The 22,084-nt window shown below is 64.7% G+C and carries 21 protein-coding genes; 12 read left to right on the top strand and 9 right to left on the bottom strand.

Annotated elements, in window-relative coordinates; translation table 11 throughout:
• Positions 1-16: 16 nt before the first annotated feature.
• Positions 17-1,063 (bottom strand): rod shape-determining protein, encoded by a 1,047-nt coding sequence (locus tag E7681_RS00455; RefSeq protein WP_136337292.1) that lies wholly within the window; start codon positions 1,061-1,063, stop codon positions 17-19.
• 214 nt (positions 1,064-1,277) lie between these two features.
• Between E7681_RS00455 and E7681_RS00450 the strand changes: the two genes are divergently transcribed.
• Positions 1,278-2,063, top strand: a complete 786-nt coding sequence (locus tag E7681_RS00450) for a 23S rRNA (adenine(2030)-N(6))-methyltransferase RlmJ (RefSeq protein ID WP_136337291.1) — start codon at positions 1,278-1,280, stop codon at positions 2,061-2,063.
• A 169-nt stretch (positions 2,064-2,232) separates the two neighbouring features.
• On the opposite strand, the gene E7681_RS00445 is transcribed toward E7681_RS00450, so the two are convergent.
• Complete coding sequence (locus tag E7681_RS00445; RefSeq protein WP_136337290.1) at positions 2,233-3,090, bottom strand: zinc-ribbon domain-containing protein; 858 nt, start codon at positions 3,088-3,090, stop codon at positions 2,233-2,235.
• Positions 3,091-3,247: 157 nt separating this feature from the next.
• Between E7681_RS00445 and E7681_RS00440 the strand changes: the two genes are divergently transcribed.
• The 6 genes from E7681_RS00440 (at position 3,248) to E7681_RS00415 (ending at position 7,490) form a co-directional block, all read left to right on the top strand.
• Complete coding sequence (locus E7681_RS00440) at positions 3,248-3,925, top strand: cell division ATP-binding protein FtsE (RefSeq protein ID WP_136337289.1); 678 nt, start codon at positions 3,248-3,250, stop codon at positions 3,923-3,925.
• Positions 3,922-4,824 (top strand): cell division protein FtsX, encoded by a 903-nt coding sequence (locus E7681_RS00435; protein WP_136337288.1) that lies wholly within the window; start codon positions 3,922-3,924, stop codon positions 4,822-4,824. The genes E7681_RS00440 and E7681_RS00435 overlap by 4 nt, the downstream gene beginning before the upstream one ends.
• Positions 4,824-5,564, top strand: coding sequence for a lysophospholipid acyltransferase family protein (locus E7681_RS00430; RefSeq protein ID WP_136337287.1), 741 nt, complete (start codon positions 4,824-4,826; stop codon positions 5,562-5,564). Before E7681_RS00435 ends, E7681_RS00430 begins: the two co-directional genes overlap by 1 nt.
• Entirely contained in the window at positions 5,551-6,153 is a 603-nt protein-coding gene (locus E7681_RS00425; protein ID WP_136337286.1) for a pyridoxamine 5'-phosphate oxidase family protein, read from the top strand. Before E7681_RS00430 ends, E7681_RS00425 begins: the two co-directional genes overlap by 14 nt.
• A gap of 149 nt (positions 6,154-6,302) precedes the next feature.
• Positions 6,303-6,731 carry a CBS domain-containing protein gene (locus E7681_RS00420; RefSeq protein WP_136337285.1) on the top strand — a complete coding sequence of 143 codons (429 nt, stop codon included), beginning with the start codon at positions 6,303-6,305 and terminating at the stop codon, positions 6,729-6,731.
• Positions 6,732-6,815: 84 nt separating this feature from the next.
• Positions 6,816-7,490: a nitroreductase gene (locus tag E7681_RS00415; protein WP_136337284.1), complete on the top strand. Its 675-nt coding sequence runs from the start codon at positions 6,816-6,818 to the stop codon at positions 7,488-7,490.
• A gap of 66 nt (positions 7,491-7,556) precedes the next feature.
• On the opposite strand, the gene lpdA is transcribed toward E7681_RS00415, so the two are convergent.
• The 7 genes from lpdA to mdh all read right to left on the bottom strand — a co-directional run bounded on the left by lpdA (position 7,557) and on the right by mdh (position 18,238).
• Entirely contained in the window at positions 7,557-8,951 is a 1,395-nt protein-coding gene (gene lpdA, locus E7681_RS00410) for a dihydrolipoyl dehydrogenase (RefSeq protein WP_136337283.1), read from the bottom strand.
• Between the two features lie 128 nt (positions 8,952-9,079).
• Complete coding sequence (locus E7681_RS00405) at positions 9,080-10,021, bottom strand: glycosyltransferase family 2 protein (protein WP_211089748.1); 942 nt, start codon at positions 10,019-10,021, stop codon at positions 9,080-9,082.
• A 100-nt stretch (positions 10,022-10,121) separates the two neighbouring features.
• Positions 10,122-11,615 (bottom strand): 2-oxoglutarate dehydrogenase complex dihydrolipoyllysine-residue succinyltransferase, encoded by a 1,494-nt coding sequence (odhB, locus tag E7681_RS00400; protein WP_136337281.1) that lies wholly within the window; start codon positions 11,613-11,615, stop codon positions 10,122-10,124.
• Between the two features lie 3 nt (positions 11,616-11,618).
• Entirely contained in the window at positions 11,619-14,582 is a 2,964-nt protein-coding gene (locus E7681_RS00395) for a 2-oxoglutarate dehydrogenase E1 component (RefSeq protein ID WP_136337280.1), read from the bottom strand.
• Between the two features lie 263 nt (positions 14,583-14,845).
• Positions 14,846-15,733, bottom strand: a complete 888-nt coding sequence (gene sucD / locus E7681_RS00390) for a succinate--CoA ligase subunit alpha (protein WP_136337279.1) — start codon at positions 15,731-15,733, stop codon at positions 14,846-14,848.
• Positions 15,734-15,737: 4 nt separating this feature from the next.
• On the bottom strand, positions 15,738-16,931 hold the full coding sequence (gene sucC / locus E7681_RS00385) for an ADP-forming succinate--CoA ligase subunit beta (protein WP_136337278.1): 1,194 nt from the start codon (positions 16,929-16,931) through the stop codon (positions 15,738-15,740).
• 344 nt (positions 16,932-17,275) lie between these two features.
• Positions 17,276-18,238, bottom strand: coding sequence for a malate dehydrogenase (gene mdh / locus E7681_RS00380; protein ID WP_136337277.1), 963 nt, complete (start codon positions 18,236-18,238; stop codon positions 17,276-17,278).
• Positions 18,239-18,398: 160 nt separating this feature from the next.
• Here mdh and E7681_RS00375 point away from each other — a divergent pair, with 160 nt between their 5' ends.
• The 5 genes from E7681_RS00375 to E7681_RS00355 all read left to right on the top strand — a co-directional run bounded on the left by E7681_RS00375 (position 18,399) and on the right by E7681_RS00355 (position 21,971).
• Positions 18,399-19,151: a sulfite exporter TauE/SafE family protein gene (locus E7681_RS00375; RefSeq protein WP_136337276.1), complete on the top strand. Its 753-nt coding sequence runs from the start codon at positions 18,399-18,401 to the stop codon at positions 19,149-19,151.
• 108 nt (positions 19,152-19,259) lie between these two features.
• Complete coding sequence (locus tag E7681_RS00370; RefSeq protein WP_136337275.1) at positions 19,260-20,117, top strand: HpcH/HpaI aldolase/citrate lyase family protein; 858 nt, start codon at positions 19,260-19,262, stop codon at positions 20,115-20,117.
• Between the two features lie 27 nt (positions 20,118-20,144).
• Positions 20,145-20,729 (top strand): NnrU family protein, encoded by a 585-nt coding sequence (locus tag E7681_RS00365; RefSeq protein ID WP_246032371.1) that lies wholly within the window; start codon positions 20,145-20,147, stop codon positions 20,727-20,729.
• A 4-nt stretch (positions 20,730-20,733) separates the two neighbouring features.
• The gene (locus E7681_RS00360) at positions 20,734-20,937 is read left to right on the top strand and encodes a DUF1737 domain-containing protein (RefSeq protein ID WP_136337274.1); all 204 of its coding nucleotides are present in this window, start codon (positions 20,734-20,736) and stop codon (positions 20,935-20,937) included.
• Positions 20,937-21,971, top strand: a complete 1,035-nt coding sequence (locus E7681_RS00355) for a MaoC family dehydratase (RefSeq protein ID WP_136337273.1) — start codon at positions 20,937-20,939, stop codon at positions 21,969-21,971. Before E7681_RS00360 ends, E7681_RS00355 begins: the two co-directional genes overlap by 1 nt.
• Positions 21,972-22,084: the final 113 nt, after the last annotated feature.

Here is a 22,084-nt window from a genome sequence, read left to right as displayed (position 1 = left end):
GGAAAAGGTGGGCGCCTTAGCTGTCGTAGTCAATCGCGTGGCGCAGCTGCTTTTCGTATTCCAGCGCCTTGCCGGTGCCCAGAGCCACGCAGTTCAAACTTTCGTCAGCGATGGACACGGCCAGCCCGGTCTGTTCGCGCAGGGCAAGGTCCAGCTCGCCCAGCAGCGCGCCGCCGCCGGTCAGCATGACGCCACGATCCACGATGTCGGCGGCCAGATCCGGCGGAGTCGCCTCGAGCGCGGTCATCACCGCCTCGCAGATCTGCTGCACGGGTTCGGCCAGCGCCTCGGCCACCTGGGCCTGGCTGATCTCGGTTTCCTTGGGCACGCCGTTCAGCAGGTCGCGGCCACGGATCATCATCGACTGGCCACGGCCGTCGTCGGGCATCCGGGCAGTGCCGATGCTGGTCTTGATGCGTTCTGCGGTGGATTCACCGACCAGCAGGTTCTGCTGACGGCGCAGGTAGTTGATGATCGCCTCGTCCATGCGGTCACCGCCAACGCGGACCGAGCGGGCGTACACGATGTCGCCCAGCGACAGAACCGCCACCTCGGTGGTGCCGCCGCCGATGTCCACGACCATGTTGCCGGTGGGATCGGTGATCGGCATGCCCGCACCAATGGCGGCGGCGATGGGTTCGGCGATCAGGCCGGCGCGACGGGCACCTGCGGACAGAACCGACTGGCGGATCGCGCGTTTTTCAACCGGGGTCGCGCCATGGGGGACGCAAACGATGATCTTGGGCTTGGAGAAGGTCGAACGCTTGTGAACCTTGCGGATGAAATGCTTGATCATCTCTTCGGCCACGTCGAAATCGGCGATCACACCGTCGCGCATCGGGCGGATCGCCTCGATGCTGCCGGGCGTCCGGCCCAGCATCAGCTTGGCATCCTCGCCCACGGCCAGAACCTTTTTCACGCCGTCCTTGATGTGATAGGCAACCACCGACGGTTCGCTGAGCACGATGCCGCGCCCCTTGACGTAAACCAGCGTATTCGCCGTCCCAAGGTCAATCGCCATATCCGACGAAAACAGACCGGGCATTTTATCAAACAAAGCCATTATGCGTGAAGTCCCGCGCTCGAATCCCCATGAGGCCCCGACTCTGATGCCGTGACCACCAGCCTTATAGGGGCGAGGGCCGGATTGGGAAAGGGCCGATCCCCCTCAAATCAGCGCGATTTCGCCACCCGTCGATGCCGTGCCGAACGGCTGCGCGATTGCATCACAGGGGTGGGTCGGTCTATCAGCAGGGAAAATAACGAAAGGCGGGGCGATGCTGTCCTATCAGCACATCTATCACGCAGGAAATCTGGCGGACGTGCAGAAACACGCGCTGCTGTGCACCATGCTGGGCTACCTGACCCAAAAGGACAAACCGCTCAGCTATCTGGAAACGCATTCAGGACGGGGCCTGTACCAACTGGACGCCCCCGAAGCCGTGAAAACCGGAGAGGCCGCCGTCGGCATTGACCTGATCAAGGCGCGCGGGCTGCTGCCAGCCGATCACCCCTATCTGCAGGCGCTGGAACGGGTGCGCGATGCGCATGGCAAACGCGCCTATCCCGGCTCGCCCCTGCTGGCAGCCGAAAGCCTGCGCCCGCAGGACAAGATGCACCTGGCCGAGCTGCACCCCCAGGAACACGCGGCACTGGACTACGTGATGTCGCCCTACGACGCCTATGTCGTCAAAAAAGACGGCCTTACGATGGCACAGTCGCTGTGCCCGCCGCAACCGCGCCGCGGCCTGCTGCTGATCGACCCGTCCTACGAGGTAAAGGACGAGTACGAGGCGATCCCCAAGGCGATCGGCCAGATCCACCGCAAATGGAACGTCGGCGTGATCGCGCTGTGGTACCCGATCCTGACGGATGACCGCCACACCCATATGCTGGCCACGCTCGAGGCGCTCTCCCTGCCCAAGACCCTGCGCCACGAGGTCCGCTTCCCCCCCGCGCGCGAAGGGCACCGGATGGTCGGCTCGGGCATGTTCGTGGTGAACGCCCCCTGGGGTCTGGAAGACGAGGCCGCCCGCCTGGACAGGGTGTTCGCGGCGCTCTGACATCTGCAGCCGGTCGCCTGTGTCTGGCGGCGGAATTTGAGTATTTGCATCAGAAAGAAACACAAAGTCAGCGCCTTGATAGGGCGCGCGGCGAGGCTTCAGGCGCCAAGCCGCTGGCTTCTTTCTGATCTAAATACTCATGTCCGCACGGCGCCACGCGCGTGCCGGATCATTTCTCGGAGGCGGCGGCCATGGCGTCCAGTTTCACCAGCAGCGCCTTGATCTGGTGATCCAGCCAGACGCGGCCCTTGTCCACCGATTGCACGTAGCCTTGCAGCGGGGAGGAGAGCTGGGGGACCTTGGCGCTGATCTGGGGCGCGAAGGCGTAGGTCGACCAGGCCAGCACCGTGACCAGCAGCGCCAGAGAGAACCCGCGGCGGAAGCCGCTGGGGGCGGCGGGTGGCAGCGGGGTGCCGGTGGGGGCGTGGTCGCTGGCGCGGGCGGGGCGGCGGCCTTCGGCGTTCAGCGAGGAGTTGATTTCCTCGATGTCGGGCAGCAACTCGCGGCGCGAGCCGGTGGGTTCGTCTTCTTCTTCGGGCTCGGGGTCCGGTTCGGGCTGCGGCTCGGGCTGGCCGGTGCGGCTGGCCATGCGGCGGCGCGCCTCGAGCGCGCGGCGGGCGGCTTCGTCGGGGGCGGGTTCGTCCAGGCCAAGTTCGGGTTGGGTTTCCAGACCGCCCGTATCGGCGGCGCGGCGGCGGGATTCCAGCTCGGCCTCTTCGCGCAGCAGTTCGGCGATGGCGGGGTCCAGTTCACGCCGGGAGGGGGCGGGAGCGGGTTCCGGCGCGGGTGCTGGTGCCGGCGCGGGGGCTGGCGCCTCGTCCTCTTCGGGGGTGTCGAATTCGGCGGGGTCTTCGAGGTGCTGGCCCTGTTCTTCGGCCAGTTCCTCGGTCAGGTCGCGGTCCTGATCGGGGTGCAGCTGGAACCACGTATTCCCGCAGTTGGAACATTGCACATCACGGCCCTGTTCGGGGATCACCCCGTCGGGAACTTCATACTGTGCGCCGCAATTCGGGCAAATCAGCCGCATCCTGACCCCTTGGAACCGTTTCGTGCCGCACCTTGCGGTGCCGCGTCACTATAGGGTGTACGCTGTTAGCGGAAAAGTGCAAAGCAATCATAAGCCTGAGCGATTGCAACTGTGGCCTTCCTGTTGCAGAACAGGGCATCAACAGGGGAAGCGTTCCGTGATCGAGCTGGACAAGGTGGCCTATAGCTATGGCGGGGGCGAATTGCTGAGTGAGATCTCGCTCAAGCTGTCGCCGGGGTCGTTCCATTTCCTGACCGGCCCGTCGGGCGCGGGCAAGACCACGTTCCTGAAGTTGTGCTATGGCGCGCTGGTGCCGACCTCGGGGCAGGCGCGGCTGTTCGGGGCGGATGTGCGCGGCATGAGCCGCGATGACATCGCCATGACCCGCCGCCGGATCGGGGTGGTGCATCAGGATTGCCAGTTCCTGGACCATCTGAGCGTGACCGAGAATGTCGCCCTGCCGCTGACCGTGGCCGGGCAGGACACCCTGCAAGAGCTGTCGAACCTGCGCGAGTTGCTGAAATGGGTGGGCCTGTCCCACCGGGCCGAGGCCCTGCCGCCCGAGTTGTCGGGGGGTGAACGCCAACGCGCGGCGCTGGCGCGGGCGGTCATCATGTCGCCCGACGTGATCCTGGCGGATGAACCGACGGGCAACATCGACTGGGAAATGTCGCAACGCCTGCTGCAATTGCTGGTCGAGCTGAACCGGATGGGCAAGACGATCATGGTGGCGACGCACGATTTGAACCTGATCCGCGCGGCCAAGAACCAGGTGCAGGCGCGCGTCTTGCGCATCGCCAACCGGCGGCTGCAACTGGCGGGGGCGGACCTATGAGCGCGCTGAGCCGGATCGCGGGGTTTGTTGTGGGGGACGCGCAGGCGGACCGGGCGGTGCCTCCGTCCGGGTTCACGGCGAACCTGACCACGTTCAGCGCCGCGGCGATGGCGTTTCTGGCGGTGTTCGCGCTGGCGCTGTCGCTGGCGACGGGGCGGCTGGCGGATCGCTGGGGGCAGGAGCTGGCGCGCAGCTCGACCCTGCGGATCTCGGCGCCGGGGGACCAGATCCAGACCCAGACACAGGCCGCGCTGAAGGTGCTGCAGACGACGCCCGGCGTGGCCAGCGCCCGCGCGCTGAGCGCCGACGAACAGCGCGCCCTGCTGGAGCCGTGGTTCGGCCCCGACCTGCCGCTGGAGGGGTTGCCGATCCCGCAACTGATCGAGATTTCCGAGGACAGCACAGGCTATGACGCCGCCGGGCTGCGGCTGCGCTTGCAGGCCGAGGTGCCGGGCGCGGTGCTGGACGACCATACGCGCTGGCGCAAGCCGCTGATCCGGGCGGCCGGGCGTCTGCGGGCGCTGGGCTGGCTGTCGATCGCGCTGATCGGCGGTGCGCTGGCGGCGATGATCACGCTGGCCGCGAATGCCGCGCTGGCGGCGAATGCCCGCGTCATCGCCGTGCTGCGGCTGGTGGGCGCGACGGATGGCTATATCGCGCAGGCGTTCGTGCGGCGCTTTACCCTGCGCGGGCTGAGCGGCGCCGCGCTGGGCACCGCACTGGGCATGGGGGCCGTTGCGGTTTTGCCCGCCGCGCAGGATACTGCGGGCTTTCTGACCGGGCTGGGCTTTCAAGGGGCCCATTGGCTGGTGCCTTTGTTCATTCCGCTGCTGGCGGGTGCCGTGGCGTTCATCGCCACACGCGCCGCCGCGCGCAAGACCCTGAGGGAGTTGCCCTGATGGCCTATGCATTGCGATGGCTGCAATCGTTCGTGTTCATGATGTGCGTCTACGGCTGGATGGCCGTGATCGGCATCGGGTGTTTCCCGCTGGCGCTGGTCAGCCGCAAGGGCGCGCGCTGGGTTTGCCGCAGCTATTGTCGGGGCGTGATCTGGATGGCCGGCTGGATGGTCGGCATCCGCACCGAGGTGCGCGGCACCCCGCCTCAGGACGAGGTGATGGTCGCGGCCAAGCACCAGTCGTTCTTTGACATCCTGATGATCTTTGCCGCGCTGCCCTCGGCCAAGTTCATCATGAAGCGCGAGCTGCTGTGGACCCCGATCATCGGCGTTTACGGGCTGCGGATCGGTTGTGTCCCGGTCAATCGCGGCAAAAAGGGTGCCGCGATCTACAAGATGGTCGAGGACGTGAAAAAGGGCACGGCCCAACCGGGGCAGCTGGTGATTTATCCGCAGGGCACCCGTGTGGCCGCGGGCGTCAAGGCGCCGTTCAAGGTGGGCACGGCGGTGCTGTACGGGCAGCTGCAACAGGATTGCGTGCCGGTGGCCACCAATGTCGGTGTGTTCTGGCCGCGCAACGGGTTCTACCGCAAGCCCGGTCTGGCCATCATCGAGTTCCTGCCGCGCATCGAGCAGGGCCTGAGCAAATCGCAATTCCTGGAACGGCTGGAGGACGAGGTAGAGACGGCCTCGGACGCGCTGATGCGCGAAGTGGGGTTCGATCCCGATGCCGTTCGTTGAGACGATCGAGGCGCTGGAGGCCCTGTATGGCACGCCCGGCGCGGCCTCGGTTCGCAAGGTGGTGCACCGGCTGACGCCGCTGTACCGCGACTGGATCATGGCGTCGCGCTATTGCGTGGTGTCCACGGTCGGCCCCGAAGGCGTGGACGGCAGCCCGCGCGGCGATGACGGCCCCGTGGTGCTGGAACTGGACGAGCAGACGCTGGCGCTGCCGGACTGGCGCGGCAACAACCGGCTGGACACGTTGCGCAACATCGTGCGGGACGGACGGATCGCGCTGATGTTCATGGTGCCCGGATCAAACACCGTGGTGCGGGTCAACGGGCAGGCCAAGCTGACCGCCGACGACGCGCTGCGGATGCGGTTCGAGCAACAGGGCAAGCACCCGGCGACGGTGATCGTGATCCGGATCGAGGAGATCTATAGCCAATGCGCCCGCGCCACGATCCGGGCCGGGTTGTGGAACCGCGATGACAGTGCCGGGTTGCCGACGATGGGCCAGATATTGGCCGAGGCGTCGAATGGCGACGAAGGCGGTGACACCTATGACGCGGAATGGGCAGCGCGGGCGGCGTTGACCATGTGGTAGAAGGGGCGCGCTCGGGCGTCCCACCCGGACCCACCCGAGCCCTCGCGCGCCCCTGTCGCCCTGCGGGTTCTGCCCCCCGGCATGATACAGGTCAGAGACTTGGGGTTTGGCGGTGCTAAGCTCGCGGCCGGAGAGTCGATGAGGTGAAAATGAGCACGACATTGCGGAAGATCCTGGCCGGTCGGCCGGTGCATTCGGTGACCCCGGACACGAGCCTGCGCGCGGCCGCGCGGGTGATGGCCGAACATGGCGCTGGCGCCATCGTGGTGACAGAGGGCGACCGCCTTGTCGGTATCCTGTCCGAGCGGGACATCGTGTTCCGCGCCGTGGCGCAGGGGTTGCATTCGGACGACACGCCGGTGCGCGCGGTGATGACCGCCGACCCCGTGACGGTTGACGTGGACGAGCCGGTCTCGAACGCGCTGGCAAAGCGGCTGGGCGATGCGTTCCGGCACCTGCCGGTGACCGAGGGCGGCACGGTCGTGGGCGTGCTGTCATTCCGCGACATCCCGGCCGAATACGTGATGATGTACGAACATTTCCGCGAAATGCAGGGCGCGCGCGCCGACGGGATGTGACGTGGCGTTGCCCCGCGTGGGTGCTTGACCGATGTGCTGGCTGATCCCACCCTGAGCCGCAAGGACAAGGGAGGGAGACACCGCATGGACCTGGACAAGGCGATCAACGAACGGCGCAGCATCAGGGGCTACAAGCCCGACCCGGTGCCGCGCGAGATGCTGGAGGAGATCATCGCGCTGGCGAACCGCGCGCCCTCGTCCATGAACACGCAACCCTGGCATTTCCACGTGCTGACGGGGGAACCGTTGGAACAGGTCCGGCGGGGAAATTCCGAACGGATGCTGGCAGGGGTGCCGCCACAGCGGGAAATCCCCGATCACGGCGCCTATACCGGCGTGCATCGGGACCGGCAGGTCGAGATCGCCAAGCAGCTGTTCGCCGCGATGGGCATTGCCCGCGACGACAAGGTGATGCGTCAGGACTGGGTGATGCGCGGGTTCCGGCAATTCGATGCGCCGGTCTCGATCGTGGTGACGTTCGACCGGATGATCGAGGATCAGGGCACCATTGCGCATTTCGATCTGGGGGCCGTGACCTATGGGCTGGTGCTGGCCGCCTGGGCGCGGGGGCTGGGTGCTGTGATCAACGGGCAGGGGATCATGCAGTCGCCGGTGGTGCGCGAGGTCGCGGGGATACCGGATGACGAGGTGATCCTGACCTGCGTGGCCTTGGGCTGGCCGGATGACGAGTTCGCGGCGAACGAGGTGCGATCAAACCGCCGGACGGTGGGGGAAACCGCGCGCTTCGTGGGGTTCTGACGCACCGGACAATGGCAACGACAAAGGCCGCCCCGAGGGGCGGCCTTTGGTTTGAGCGGGTCGCGATTACGCGTGGATCGCGCCGTCGCCGCAGGCCAGGGCGGCTTCGCGCACGGCCTCGGAGAAGGTCGGGTGGGCATGGCACGTCAGCGCCACGTCCTGCGCCGAGGCACCGAATTCCATCGCAACGCAGATCTCGTGGATCAGGTCGCCAGCGCCCGGGCCGATGATGTGGCAGCCCAGAACGCGGTCGGTTTCCTTGTCGGCCAGCAGCTTGACGAAGCCTTCGCCCTGGAACACGGCCTTGGCGCGGGCGTTGCCCATGAAGGGGAACTTGCCGACCTTGTAGGCGCGGCCCTCGGCCTTCAGCTGCTCTTCGGTCTTGCCGACGGTGGCGACCTCGGGGGCGGTGTAGATCACGCCGGGGATCACGTCATAGTTCACGTGGCCATGCTTGCCGGCGATAACTTCGGCGGCGGCCATGCCTTCGTCTTCGGCCTTGTGAGCCAGCATCGGGCCGTCGATCGCGTCACCGATTGCGTAGATGCCGGGGACGTTGGTCTGCCAGTGGCCGTTGGTCTTGATCTGACCGCGCGGCGACATTTCCACGCCAAGGGCTTCGAGGCCCAGACCGTCGGTGTAGGGGCGGCGGCCGGTGGCGCACAGAACGACATCGGCGTCCAGCGAATGCTCGGAGTCATCCTTGCGCAGCTTGTAGGTGACTTTGGCCTTGGTCTTGGTGGCTTCGACCTTTTGCACAGCGGCGCCCAGAACAAACTCCAGCCCCTGCTTTTTCAGCAGTTTCAGGAAGTTCTTCTGAATCTCGCCGTCCATGCCGGGGGTGATGTTGTCGAGGAATTCGACCACGGTCACCTCGGTGCCCAGACGCTTGTAGACCGAGCCGAGTTCCAGACCGATGACGCCCGCGCCGATCACGACCATCTTTTTCGGGATCTTCGGCAGGGCCAGCGCGCCGGTCGAGGTGACGACGACGGTTTCATCGACGGTCACATCCGCGCCGGGAACGGGCGAGGCTTCGGAGCCGGAGGCGATGATGATGTTCTTGGTCTCGTAGACGGTGTCGCCGACCTGCACCTTGCCAGCGGCGGGGATCGAGCCCCAGCCCTTCAGCCAGTCGACCTTGTTCTTCTTGAACAGGAATTCGATGCCGGTGGTGTTGCCCTTGATGACGTCGTCCTTGTAGGCCAGCATCTGTTTCCAGTCGACCTTGGGGGCGGCGACTTTCAGGCCCATTTTCTCGAAGTTGTGCTCGGCCTCGTGCAGGCTGTGCGAGGCGTGCAGCAGCGCCTTGGAGGGGATGCAGCCCACGTTCAGGCAGGTGCCGCCGAGGGTCTCGCGGCCTTCGACGCAGGCGGTTTTCAGGCCCAGCTGGGCGCAGCGGATGGCTGCGACATAGCCGCCGGGGCCGGCGCCGATTACGATCACGTCATATTGTGCCATTGGGTGTCTCCGTCAGATGTTTGGGTGTTTGAGGGGCAGGGGCAGGGGGCTGTCTGCCCCCTCTTCGTTGAAAATCTGGCGATTTCCAACGCATTCACCCCCGAGGATATTTTGAAAAAGAAGAAGGCTCATGCGTGGGCCTTTCGGTGGGTCCATTCAGCGATGCGTTCCGGTGTCAGGATGGCGGCGCGGCGGGCGCTGAACCAGGTCTGGCAGGCGGTTTCGGCAGCGGCGATGGCGGGGTCGGCGCGCAGGGCGGCCAGGCGGCGTTGGGTGTCGGGCCAGTGGCGCAGGATCGCGGTGTCTTCGACCTCGTTGCGGTTGGCGATGCGGTGCCAGCGCGAGCCGAGGTGGTATTTGCGGCCCTCAACGGTGCCCTGGCCGTTGCCGCGGTCGTTCTTCATCAGGAAGAGGTCGCGGGATTTTACGGCGTAGTGGTTCAGGCGGGCGCGGCGGGTGCGGCAGGCCACGTCATGGGGCCGGAAGCGTGCGGATTTGGCCTGATAGAGGCTGGTGTTGGACAGCTCTTCGCCATCCGGCGACAGGACGGTGGGGGTTTCGACCAGCGGGGCCAGCGGGTTGTGATCGGTGGCAAAGGCGAAGCTGGCGACGCGGAACAGGCATTTGAACTTGGTCACGCCGGGTTCTGCCGCGGCCTGGGCGCGGGTGAAGGCGGTCAGGACGGTGTCGCCCGGCGTCCACTCGGCCACGCCGTTGTCGCCGAAATTGCGCCAGGGCAGGGGGATCACGTCGGCCTGTTGCAGGTCGGCCAGCAGATCATGGATCGAGCCGTTTTCGAGCAGCACAAACTCGTCGCTGTCGATGTGCAGGGCCCAGGTGATATCGTGGCGGCGCATCCAGATCAGCGCGAGATCCATGCCCACATCCTGCGGCGAGGTGCCGGCGGGGACGGTCTGGTCGATGTGGATGATGTGGCCAGCAGCGGCCAGTGCTTCGGCCAGCGTGTCAGAGCCATCGGTGCAGTCGTTGGTGACGACGATGATGGCGTCGAACCCCAGGCCCTGGTGATAGGCGACCCATTCCAGCAAGAAGATGCCTTCGTTCCTCATGCAGGCGACGAGGGCGACTTGGGCAGAGGGGGCGGGGTTTGTCATTGTGCGTAAAGGTGCGTGGTGGCCCGCACCCCCAGGGGATGCGGGCCGCGTTGCATTACAGGTCCATCAGCAGGCGGCGCGGGTCTTCCAGCGCTTCCTTGACGCGGACCAGGAAGGTCACGGCGCCTTTGCCGTCGACGATGCGGTGGTCATAGGACAGCGCCAGGTACATCATCGGGCGGATGACGATCTGACCGTTCACGACCATCGCGCGGTCCTGGATCTTGTGCATGCCCAGGATGCCCGACTGCGGGGGGTTCAGGATCGGCGACGACATCAGCGAGCCGTACACACCGCCGTTGGAGATGGTGAACGAACCGCCCTGCATTTCCGCCATCGAGAGCTTGCCGTCACGGGCGCGGCGGCCCTTCTCGGCGATCTCTTTCTCGATCTCGGCGAAGGACTTCTGGTCGGCGTCGCGGATGACCGGAACCACCAGGCCCTGCGGGGTGCCCGCAGCGATGCCCATGTGCACGTAGTTCTTGTACACGATGTCGGTGCCGTCGATTTCGGCGTTCACTTCGGGCACTTCTTTCAGCGCGTGCACGCAGGCCTTGGTGAAGAACGACATGAAGCCCAGACGGACGCCGTGCTTCTTCTCGAACTGGTCCTTGTAGGTGCTGCGCAGGTCCATGGCTGCCGACATGTCCACCTCGTTATAGGTGGTCAGCATGGCGGCGTTGTTCTGCGCGTCCTTCAGGCGGCGGGCAATGGTCTGACGCAGGCGGGTCATCTTCACGCGCTCTTCGCGCGAAGCGTCGTCTGCCGACACGGGCGCGCGCGGTGCGGCGGCCGGGGCTGCGGGGGCCGCAGCAGCAGCAGCGACGGCGCGGGCGACGTCAACCTTGGTGGCGCGGCCATCGCGGCCGGTGCCGGTCACGGCGTCACGCGAAATGCCGGCTTCGGCCATGGCTTTCTCGGCGGCGGGGCCGTCCTTGATGTCCTTGGCGCCCGAGGCTGCGGGGGCAGCGGCGGGGGCGGCAGCAGCAGCCGGAGCGGCGGCGGCGACAGCACCCGAGGCCGAGATCACGGCCAGCTTGCCGCCAGCGGCGACGGTGGTGCCTTCGGGGGCCAGGATTTCAGCCAGAACGCCAGCGGCGGGGGCGGGAACCTCGACGGACACCTTGTCGGTTTCCAGTTCGCACAGCATTTCGTCCTGCGCGACGGTGTCGCCTGCTTTCTTGAACCAGGTCGACACGGTTGCCTCGGACACCGATTCACCCAGCGCCGGAACCATCACGTCAACGGTGTCGGCTGCGGCTGCGGGGGCAGCGGCGGCGGGCTTGGCTGCGGCGGGGGCCACGGCGGCGCCAGCTTCGCTGATCATCGCCAGCAGGGCGTCGACACCCACGGTGGTCCCTTCGGCGGCCACGATCTCAGCCAGAACGCCAGCGGCGGGGGCCGGAACCTCGACCGTCACCTTGTCGGTTTCCAACTCGCACAGCATTTCGTCTTGTGCGACGGCATCGCCGGGCTTTTTGAACCAGGTTGCGACCGTGGCTTCGGTTACGGATTCGCCAAGGGTGGGGACGCGAACTTCAGTCGTCATGGGTTATTTCCCTTCGATGGTCAGCGCTTCGTCGATCAGCGCCTGTTGTTGTGCTTTGTGCTGGCTGGACAGACCGGTTGCCGGCGATGCCGATGCTGCGCGGCCGGCATAGGTCGGGCGCTTGTGCTTGGCGTCGATGCGGGTCAGGACCCATTCGATGTTCGGCTCGATGAAGGCCCAGGCACCCTGGTTCTTCGGTTCTTCCTGACACCAGACCATCTGGGCGTTCTTGAAACGCTCCAGTTCCTTGGTCAGGGTCATGGCCGGGAACGGATAGTACTGTTCGATCCGCATCAGGTAGACGTCGTTGATGCCACGGGCGTCACGTTCCTCCAGCAGGTCGTAATAGACCTTGCCCGAGCACATGACGACGCGCTTGATCTTGTCGTCGGCCACCAGGGTGTTGTCCGAATGGCCCTTTTCGGCATCATCCCACAGCACACGGTGGAAGGACGAGCCGGTCACGAAATCCTCGACGTCCGAGATGCACATCTTGTGACGCAGCAGCGATTTCGGGGTCATCAGGATCAGCGGCTTGCGGAAGGTGCGGTGCAGCTGACGGCGCAGGATGTGGAAGTAGTTCGCCGGGGTCGAGCAGTTCGCCACGATCCAGTTGTCACCGCCACACATGGTCAGGAAGCGTTCCAGACGCGCCGACGAGTGTTCCGGGCCCTGGCCTTCGAAGCCGTGCGGCAGCAGGACGGTCAGGCCCGACATACGCAGCCACTTGGATTCGCCCGAGCTGATGAACTGGTCGAACATGATCTGCGCGCCGTTCGCGAAGTCGCCGAACTGTGCTTCCCACATGGTCAGGGCGTTCGGTTCGGCCAGCGAGTAGCCGTACTCAAAACCCAGCACCGCGTATTCGGACAGGGCCGAGTCGATGACTTCGTAACGGGCCTGGCCTTCGCGGATGTTGTTCAGCGGGTAGTAACGCTCTTCGGTTTCCTGGTTCACCAGGCCCGAGTGACGCTGCGAGAAGGTGCCGCGGGTCGAGTCCTGGCCGGCCAGACGGACCGGGTAGCCCTCGGTCAGCAGCGAGCCGAACGCCAGTGCCTCGGCGGTTGCCCAGTCAAAGCCCTTGCCCGAGTTGAACATCTCTTGCTTGGTTTCCAGCAGACGCGACACGGTCTTGTGCAGCGGGAAGCCATTGGGAACGCGGGTCAGCGCCTCGCCGACCTGTTTCATGGTCTCTTCGCTGATGGCGGTCTGGCCACGCTGGTAGTTTTCCTGCTTTTCGCGATCCAGGTGCGACCAGCGGCCGTCCAGCCAGTCGGCCTTGTTCGGCTTGTAGTCCTTGCCGGCCTCGAACTCTTCGTTCAGCTGGGCCTGGAAGGCGGCCTTCATGTCCTCGATCTCGCCTTCGGGGATCAGCCCGTCGGCCACCAGACGTTCGGTGTACAGCTGCAGCGTCGTCTTGTGACGCTTGATGTTGTTGTACATCATCGGGTTGGTGAACATCGGCTCGTCGCCTTCGTTGTGACCGAAGCGGCGATAGCAGAAGATGTCGATGACGACGTCCTTGTGGAACTTCATCCGGAACTCGGTCGCGACCTTGGCGGCGTGAACCACGGCCTCGGGGTCATCCCCGTTGACGTGGAAGATCGGCGCTTCGACCATCAGGGCGATGTCGGTCGGGTAGGGCGAGCTGCGCGAGAAGTGCGGCGCGGTGGTGAAACCGATCTGGTTGTTCACCACGATATGCATGGTGCCGCCGGTGCGGTGACCACGGATGCCCGACAGCTGGAAGCATTCTGCCACGATGCCCTGACCTGCGAACGCGGCATCGCCGTGCAGCAGCACGGGGATGACCGAGTGATGCTCGGCGTCGTTCAGCTGGTCGGTCTTGGCGCGGCACTTGCCCAGAACGACGGGGTTCACCGCCTCAAGGTGCGAGGGGTTGGCGGTCAGCGACAGGTGGACCTTGTTGCCGTCGAACTCACGGTCCGACGAGGCGCCCAGGTGGTATTTCACGTCGCCCGAACCATCCACGTCCTCGGGCTTGAACGAGCCGCCCTGGAATTCGTTGAAGATGGCGCGGTAAGGTTTGCTGAGCACGTTGGCCAGGATGTTCAGACGGCCGCGGTGGGGCATGCCGATCACGATTTCCTTGGCACCCAGGTTGCCGCCGCGCTTGATGATCTGTTCCATCGCGGGGATCAGGGCCTCGCCGCCGTCCAGGCCGAAACGCTTGGTGCCCATGTACTTGACGTGCAGGAACTTCTCAAAGCCCTCGGCCTCGACCAGCTTGTTCAGGATTGCCTTGCGGCCTTCGCGGGTGAACGCGATTTCCTTGCCGTAGCCCTCGATCCGCTCTTTCAGCCAGCCGGCTTCTTCGGGGTTCGAGATGTGCATGTATTGCAGCGCGAAGGTACCGCAGTAGGTCCGCTTCACGATGTCCATGATCTGACGCATCGAGGCAACCTGAAGCCCCAGCACGTTGTCGATGAAGATCGGGCGGTCCATGTCGGCATCGGTGAAGCCGTAGGATTTCGGGTCCAGCTCGGGATGCGGAGTCTTGTCGCGCATGTTCAGCGGGTCGATGTCGGCGATCAGGTGGCCACGGATCCGGTAGGCGCGGATGATCATCAGCGCGCGGACCGAGTCCAGAACGGCGCGTTTGACTTGCTCGTCGCTCAGCTGGATGCCTTTTTCGGCGGCTTTCTCGACGATCTTCTTGCCGGCGGCCTTGGTTTCCACGGGGGCGGGCCATTGGCCATCCAGCGCGGCAGTCAGGTCATCCGAGGGGACCGGCGGCCAGTCGGTGCGTGCCCAAGAGGGGCCTGCGGCCTCTTTCTTGACGTCCAGTTCCGCGTCGCCCAGCTGACGGAAGAAATCGGCCCAGGCCGCATCCACGGCGTTGGGGTCATTCGCCCAGCGGGCATACAGCTGTTCCAGGTATTCGGCGTTGTGCCCCTGCATGAAGCTGGAGGCATGGAACATGTCGTTCGGGCTCTGGTCGTTCATTATTGCACCTCAGGTTGCGGTTCACCGGACCACCAGCGCGGCCCGACGGGGTGTAGGATCTGACGGGAGGCCGTTTGGGTCGGGACGGGCGAAAGCATAGCCTTCGGAACACATCGTGTTCGGCGCGCTTCCTTCCCCAGAGCGGTCGTCCAAGAGCATCAGGAAAGAAACCCGGCGGGTGCCTTTCATGAGGCTCTGGTTTTTGCGGGCAGGCCGGACATGTGTCCGGCCCGCGCCAGTGTCTTTGGTGCCGTTGGCGCCGATCAGCCCTTGGCGATGGCGGCCTGCACGGCCTCGCCCAGGGTGGCGGGGCTGTCTGCGACGACGATACCGGCCGATTTCATGGCTTCGATCTTCGATTCCGCGTCACCCTTGCCGCCTGCGACGATCGCGCCGGCGTGGCCCATGCGACGGCCCGGAGGGGCGGTACGGCCTGCGATGAAACCTGCGGTCGGCTTCCAGCGGCCTTTTTTGCGCTGTTCTGCCAGGTATTCTGCGGCTTCTTCCTCGGCCGAGCCACCGATCTCGCCGATCATGATGATCGACTGGGTTTCGGGGTCGTTCAGGAACATTTCCAGCACGTCGATATGCTCGGTGCCCTTGATGGGGTCACCACCGATGCCGACTGCGGTCGATTGGCCCAGGCCGATGTCCGAGGTCTGCTTGACCGCTTCGTAGGTCAGGGTGCCCGAACGCGACACAACGCCAACCGAGCCACGCTTGTGGATGTGGCCGGGCATGATGCCGATCTTGCAGGCGTTGGGGGTGATGACGCCGGGGCAGTTCGGGCCGATCAGGCGCGACGAGCTGTCGATCAGCGCGCGCTTGACGCGCATCATGTCCAGAACCGGGATGCCTTCGGTGATGCAGACGATCAGCTCCATCTCGGCGTCGATCGCTTCCAGGATCGAGTCAGCCGCGAAGGGCGGCGGAACGTAGATCACGGTGGCGTTGGCTTCGGTCACGTGCTTGGCTTCGTGGACCGAGTTGAACACCGGCAGGTTCAGGTGGCTGGTGCCGCCTTTGCCGGGGGTCACGCCGCCAACCATCTTGGTGCCGTAAGCGATCGCCTGTTCCGAGTGGAACGTGCCCTGCGAGCCGGTGAAGCCCTGACAGATGACTTTGGTGTTTTCGTCGATGAGGACTGCCATTTTCTTATCCTTTCACCGCTTTCACGATCTTCTCGGCGCCGTCCGACAGGTTGTCGGCTGCGATCACGTTCAGACCCGAAGTGTTGATGATCTCTTTGCCTTTTTCCACGTTGGTGCCTTCCAGACGGACGACCAGCGGAACCTGCAGACCCACTTCCTTGACCGCGGCAACGACGCCCTCGGCGATCACATCGCAGCGCATGATGCCGCCGAAGATGTTGACCAGGATGCCTTTGACGTTCGGGTCCGAGGTGATGATCTTGAACGCTTCGGTGACCTTTTCCTTGGTTGCGCCGCCACCGACGTCCAGGAAGTTGGCCGGCTCGGCACCGTACAGCTTGATGATGTCCATGGTGGCCATTGCCAGGCCCGCACCGTTCACCATGCAGCCGATTTCACCGTCCAGAGCGATGTAGTTCAGGTCGTATTTCGACGCTGCCAGCTCTTTCGGGTCTTCTTCGGTTTCGTCGCGCAGGTTGGCGACGTCGGGGTGACGGTAAACCGCGTTGCCGTCAAAGCCCAGCTTGGCGTCCAGCAGCTTCAGGTTGCCATCGGGCATGACGATCAGCGGGTTGATTTCCAGCATCTCCATGTCCTTCTCGACGAAGGCACGGTACAGGTTGCCCAGCAGCGCGACGCACTGCTTGACCTGACCACCGGTCAGACCCAGCGAGAAAGCCACGCGACGGCCGTGGTAGGGCATGTAGCCAACCGCGGGGTCGATGGTGAAGGACAGGATCTTCTCGGGGGTGCTTGCAGCCACCTCCTCGATGTCCATGCCGCCTTCGGTCGAGGCCACGATCGAAATCCGCGAGGACTGACGATCGACCAGGAAGGCCAGGTACAGCTCGCGCTCGATGTCCGAGCCGGCTTCGATATAGATGCGGTTCACCTGCTTGCCGGCCGGGCCGGTCTGGTGGGTGACCAAGGTCTTGCCCAGCATCTTCTTGGCTTCTTCGGCGGCTTCTTCCACCGACTTGGCCAGGCGGACACCGCCCTTTTCACCGGCTTCGGCTTCTTTGAATTTGCCCTTGCCGCGACCACCTGCGTGGATCTGAGCCTTCACGACCCACAGCGGGCCGTCCAGCTGACCAGCAGCGGTTTTTGCATCCTCGGCCTTCAGGACGGCACGTCCTTCAGAAACCGGGGCACCGTATTCGCGAAGAAGTGCTTTCGCCTGATATTCATGGATGTTCATGAAAACTGTCCCGTCTTGCTACGATTGGGGGTCGTATACCCCCATTGGACGGTCCTACCTAAAGGAATATTGCGTGGGAAGCAGAATTTCGCCGTTTTTCTGGGCTTTGTGATCACACTCTGAAAAACTGTGATCACAACACCTGGTGACGTTGCGTTCCCATCCGGCGCAAGCAGGGATTGATTCGTCCCTGATGACCCGAATTTACGACATGGGCATGACACTGCAATGGGCCGCGAGTGCCTGATTTGCCGTGAAAATCATGCGAAAATTTGAATTTGGACGGGTCGGCGCATGAAAAAGGGGCGCCCGAAGGCGCCCCTGAAATCCGTCCCGAAACCGGCTTAGGCCAGCGAGGGGTCGATCTCTTTACAAGCAGCGACCAGGCCTTTGACGGCGTCAACCGACTTGTCGAACATGACCTGCTCTTCTTTGGTCAGCTTGATGTCCACGACGCGCTCGACGCCGCCGGCGCCGATCACGGTCGGAACGCCGACATACATGTCCTTCACGCCGATCTCGCCGTCGCAATAGGCGGCGCAGGGCAGAACGCGCTTCTGGTCTTTCAGGTAGGCTTCGGCCATTTCGATGGCCGAGGTGGCCGGTGCGTAGAACGCCGAGCCGGTCTTCAGCAGGCCAACGATCTCGGCGCCGCCGTCACGGGTGCGCTGAACGATCGCGTCCATCTTCTCTTGGGTGGTCCAGCCCATCTCGATCAGGTCGGGCAGGGGGATACCGGCAACGGTCGAGTAACGCACCGACGGCACCATGGTGTCGCCGTGGCCGCCCAGAACGAACGCGGTCACGTCACGCATGGACACGCCGAATTCGACCGACAGGAAGTGACGGAAACGGGCCGAGTCCAGCACGCCAGCCATGCCGCACACCTTGTGCGGGGGCAGGCCCGAGAACTTCTGCAGGGCCCAAACCATCGCGTCCAGCGGGTTGGTGATGCAGATGACGAATGCGTCGGGTGCGTGCGCGGCAATGCCTTCGCCGACCGACTTCATGACCTTCAGGTTGATGCCCAGCAGGTCGTCGCGCGACATGCCCGGCTTACGGGCGACACCGGCGGTGACGATGCAGACGTCCGCGCCTGCGATGTCCTCGTACGAGCTGGTGCCCGACATGGCCGCGTCGAAGCCTTCCGAGGGGCCCGACTCCGCGATGTCGAGGGCCTTGCCCTGGGGCAGGCCGTCGGCGATGTCGAACATCACGATGTCGCCGAGTTCTTTCAGGGCTGCGAGGTGGGCAAGGGTGCCACCGATGTTGCCTGCGCCGATGAGGGCAATCTTGGGTCTGGCCATGGAATTCATCTCCGGTCCGTTTGAATTTCGCGCATGGCGTAATCTTTTCGCGCCTTCGTTTCAAGTCTGCTGCGCAGCGGCGACAGGCTTTTGTGACTGTGATATGACGCGCAAACGCCCTAAATCCGAGTGGCGACGGGACTTTACGGAATACAACGGTATGCAATTGGACTGGGCTTTTTTTGCTGTCGCAGCACCGGCAGTCACCTTTGCGGGGATTTCCAAGGGTGGTTTCGGGTCCGGAGCGGCCTTTGCGGCGGCCTCGATTCTCGCTCTGGTTCTGGAGCCGGGACAAGCACTTGGCATCATGTTGCCACTGCTGATGCTGGTCGATGTGACCACCCTGCGCCCCTATTGGAAGAAGTGGAGCTGGCCCGACGCCCGCCTGCTGATCCTGGGCGCGCTGCCCGGCGTGGCGATCGGCGCGTGGCTGTATCAGGTCGCCGACGCCGATCTTTTCCGGCTGCTGATCGGCGGGATCTCGCTGGCTTTCGTGGGCTGGCAGATGGCGCTGAAGACCCGGCTGATCCGTCCGCCCGCCCGAGAGATGCCGCAATGGGGCGGCGCGCTGGCCGGCGCGCTGGCCGGGTTCACCAGCTTTGTCAGCCACGCCGGAGGGCCGCCCGCCGCCGTCTACCTGCTGTCGCGCGGGCTGGGAAAGACGCCGTATCAAGCGACCACAGTGCTGATCTTCTGGGCGATCAACATTGCGAAATTCATCCCCTACGCCTTTCTGGGCATCTTCACGGCGCAGACGCTGTGGGCCGATCTGCTGCTGGCGCCGTTCGCCGTTCTGGGCGCCTCGCTGGGGGTCAAGGCGCATCACATGGTGCCCGAGCGGGCGTTTTTCAGCCTGACCTACGTCCTGCTGACCCTGACCGGGGTCAAGCTGATCTGGGATGCATTGACCTGAGTTCCGCACCGGAATTGTAGCGAATTCTGCGGCGCGGCGACATTCCGCTTGAAATTTTCGCTGAAATTTGGCCATGTCCCGCGCAAGATTATTACGAGGACAAGACTCATGGACATGACTGCTCGCCCCTATCGCTCGGTTCTGTATATCCCCGGTTCCAAGGACCGGGCGCTGGACAAGGCCCGCACCCTGCCCGTTGACGCGATCATCTTCGATCTCGAGGATGCCGTGACCCCCGACGCCAAGGTCGAGGCCCGCGCCACCCTGAAAACCGCGCTGACCGAGGGCGGCTATGGCAACAAGGCCAAGATCATTCGCATCAACGGCCTGGACACCGAATGGGGCAAGGGCGACGTCGAGGCGCTGCGCGACGCCGACTGCGACGCCTTCCTGCTGCCCAAGGTGAACTCGGCCGCCGATGTGCAGGCGCTGGCCGACCTGCTGGGCAACGGCAAGCCGATCTGGGCGATGATGGAAACCCCGCTGGGCATCCTGAACGCGCTGGAAATCGCCGCCCACCCGCAGCTGACCGGCTTCGTCGCGGGCACCAATGACCTGGCGAAAGAGCTGAACTGCCGCTTCCGCGCCGACCGTCTGCCGATGCAGGCCTCGCTGCAGATGATCCTGCTGGCCGCCCGCGCCCATGGCGTGATCGCCATCGACGGCGTCTACAACCAGTTCAAGGACGACGAGGGTCTGAAATACGAATGCGATCAGGGCCGCGACATGGGCTATGACGGCAAGACCCTGATCCACCCCGCGCAGGTCGACGTGACCAACGCGGCCTTTGCCCCCTCCGAGGCGGAAATCGACCTGGCCAAGCGCCAGATCGCGGCCTTTGAAGAGGTCGAAGCCTCGGGGCAGGGCGTGGCGGTTGTGGACGGCAAGATCGTCGAGAACCTGCACGTCGAGACCGCGAAAAAGACCCTGGCCAAGGCCGCAGCCATCGCCGATCTGGCAGGCTGACGCGAACCGCAACACAGGAGACACGCCATGGACATCAGCCAATCTGCACCGATGCAGCTGGACCTCTATCAGGGGATGCTGATCCTTGGCGTGCTGCTGTGGTCGGGCGCGCATGTGTTTGGCCGGATCGCTCCGGCCAGACGCGCCGCGATGGGCCCCGCCGGGCGTGGGCCCGTGGCGTTGGCGATCGTGGCGGGCATTGCGCTGATGGGCTGGGGTTACCTAAAGGCCGACGGCCCGGTGTTCTGGGGTCGCACCCCGGCGCTGACCGGCATCAACAACCTGCTGATGCTGCTGTCGCTGTACCTGTTCGCCGTTTCGGGCCTGAAAACCCGTCTGGCCCAGTACATCCGGCACCCCCAGCTGACTGCGGTCAAGCTGTGGGCCGTCTCTCACCTGCTGGTCAACGGCGCGCTAGAGGATCTGATCCTGTTCGGCGGGCTGCTGGCCTGGGCCGTGGCCGAGGTCATCATGCTGAACCGCCAGACCACCTGGACGAAACCCGCCCCCGCGCCTGCGAAAAAGGAAATCCGCGCCGTTCTGGGCACGCTTCTGATATATGGTGGCTTTGTCGCCATCCACTATGGCCGCGGCTATTACGTATTTGGATAACACCATGAAACTGTACAGATTCCTGACCGAGGACGACACCTCGGCCTTCTGCCACAAGGTCACCGCCGCCCTGAACAAGGGCTGGGAACTGCACGGCCAGCCGACCTATGCCTTTGACGCCGCCAATGGCGTCATGCGCTGCGGGCAGGCCGTGGTGAAAGAGGTCGAAGGCACCTACACCCCCGACACCAAACTGGGAGAACACTGATGGCGAAGACCAACCCGGGCCGCTTTTTCGAAGACTACAAGATCGGCGACGTGATCGCCCATGCCGTCCCGCGTACCGTGGGCGAGGGCGAGCGCGCGCTGTATCATGCGCTGTACCCGGCGCGTCACGCGCTGTACTCGTCCGATGAGTTTGCCCGCGACAGCGGCCTGCCCGAAAGCCCGCTGGACGACCTGGCCGCGTTCCACGTCGTGTTCGGCAAGACCGTGCCGGACGTGTCGCTGAACGCCGTCGCCAACCTGGGCTATGCCGAGGGCAAATGGCTGAAGCCGGTCTTCGCCGGGGACACGCTGCGCTCGACCTCCGAGGTGATTGGGCTGAAGGAAAACTCGAACGGCAAATCCGGCGTGGTCTACGTCCGCACCCGTGGCTGGAACCAGCTGGACGAGGTGGTTCTGGACTATGTCCGCTGGGTCATGGTGCGCAAGAACGACCTGGGCGCGCCCGCCCCGGAAACCGTCATCCCCGATCTGAAAAAGGTCATTCCGGCGGGCGAGCTGGTGATCCCCGAGGGGCTGGATTTCTCGAACTACGACTTCGTGCAGGCCGGCGAGCCGCACCGCTGGGGCGACTACGAGGTGGGCGAGATCATCGACCACGTCGACGGCGTCACCATCGAGGAAGCCGAGCACATGATCGCCACCCGCCTGTGGCAGAACACCGCCAAGGTGCACTTCGACGCCACCTTCCGCCCCGACGGGCAGCGGCTGATCTACGGCGGCCACGTGATCTCGATGGCGCGGGCTCTGTCGTTCAACGGCCTGGCCAATGCGCAGATGATCGTCGGCCTGAACGGCGGCGCGCATGCCAACCCGTGCTTCAGCGGCCTGACCGTCAAAGCCTGGTCCGAGGTGCTGGACAAGGCCGAAACCACCGCCCCCGGCGTCGGCGCGATCCGCCTGCGCCTGGTCGCCGTCAAGGCCGGTGCCGAGCCCGGCCAGCTGAAGGGCGAAGACGGCAAGTACCTGCCCGACGTCCTGCTGGATCTGGACTACTGGGCGCTGATGCCGATGTGATCTGTCGGGCCGCGCAGGGAAATTCCGGCGCGGCCCAACAAATTCGCCGATCCAAATGTTAGCGGTGCAGCTGCAGCATCGGCGACGGAATCGGCGCAAATCCCGACAAATTC

It is taken from the genome of Thalassobius vesicularis (assembly GCF_004799325.1).
Lineage (GTDB): Bacteria > Pseudomonadota > Alphaproteobacteria > Rhodobacterales > Rhodobacteraceae > Thalassobius > Thalassobius vesicularis.
Note: the sequence above shows the minus strand (reverse complement) of the source record. Positions and strands in the feature narration are given on the sequence as shown.

Coding starts and splice junctions, on each gene's coding strand:
- E7681_RS00455 (WP_136337292.1), bottom strand. CDS start 1,063: ATGGCTTTGTTTGATAAAATGCCCGGTCTGTTTTCGTCGGATATGGCG.
- E7681_RS00450 (WP_136337291.1), top strand. CDS start 1,278: ATGCTGTCCTATCAGCACATCTATCACGCAGGAAATCTGGCGGACGTG.
- E7681_RS00445 (WP_136337290.1), bottom strand. CDS start 3,090: ATGCGGCTGATTTGCCCGAATTGCGGCGCACAGTATGAAGTTCCCGAC.
- E7681_RS00435 (WP_136337288.1), top strand. CDS start 3,922: ATGAGCGCGCTGAGCCGGATCGCGGGGTTTGTTGTGGGGGACGCGCAG.
- E7681_RS00430 (WP_136337287.1), top strand. CDS start 4,824: ATGGCCTATGCATTGCGATGGCTGCAATCGTTCGTGTTCATGATGTGC.
- E7681_RS00425 (WP_136337286.1), top strand. CDS start 5,551: ATGCCGTTCGTTGAGACGATCGAGGCGCTGGAGGCCCTGTATGGCACG.
- E7681_RS00420 (WP_136337285.1), top strand. CDS start 6,303: ATGAGCACGACATTGCGGAAGATCCTGGCCGGTCGGCCGGTGCATTCG.
- E7681_RS00415 (WP_136337284.1), top strand. CDS start 6,816: ATGGACCTGGACAAGGCGATCAACGAACGGCGCAGCATCAGGGGCTAC.
- lpdA (WP_136337283.1), bottom strand. CDS start 8,951: ATGGCACAATATGACGTGATCGTAATCGGCGCCGGCCCCGGCGGCTAT.
- E7681_RS00405 (WP_211089748.1), bottom strand. CDS start 10,021: ATGAGGAACGAAGGCATCTTCTTGCTGGAATGGGTCGCCTATCACCAG.
- odhB (WP_136337281.1), bottom strand. CDS start 11,615: ATGACGACTGAAGTTCGCGTCCCCACCCTTGGCGAATCCGTAACCGAA.
- E7681_RS00395 (WP_136337280.1), bottom strand. CDS start 14,582: ATGAACGACCAGAGCCCGAACGACATGTTCCATGCCTCCAGCTTCATG.
- sucD (WP_136337279.1), bottom strand. CDS start 15,733: ATGGCAGTCCTCATCGACGAAAACACCAAAGTCATCTGTCAGGGCTTC.
- sucC (WP_136337278.1), bottom strand. CDS start 16,931: ATGAACATCCATGAATATCAGGCGAAAGCACTTCTTCGCGAATACGGT.
- mdh (WP_136337277.1), bottom strand. CDS start 18,238: ATGGCCAGACCCAAGATTGCCCTCATCGGCGCAGGCAACATCGGTGGC.
- E7681_RS00375 (WP_136337276.1), top strand. CDS start 18,399: ATGCAATTGGACTGGGCTTTTTTTGCTGTCGCAGCACCGGCAGTCACC.
- E7681_RS00370 (WP_136337275.1), top strand. CDS start 19,260: ATGGACATGACTGCTCGCCCCTATCGCTCGGTTCTGTATATCCCCGGT.
- E7681_RS00365 (WP_246032371.1), top strand. CDS start 20,145: ATGGACATCAGCCAATCTGCACCGATGCAGCTGGACCTCTATCAGGGG.
- E7681_RS00360 (WP_136337274.1), top strand. CDS start 20,734: ATGAAACTGTACAGATTCCTGACCGAGGACGACACCTCGGCCTTCTGC.
- E7681_RS00355 (WP_136337273.1), top strand. CDS start 20,937: ATGGCGAAGACCAACCCGGGCCGCTTTTTCGAAGACTACAAGATCGGC.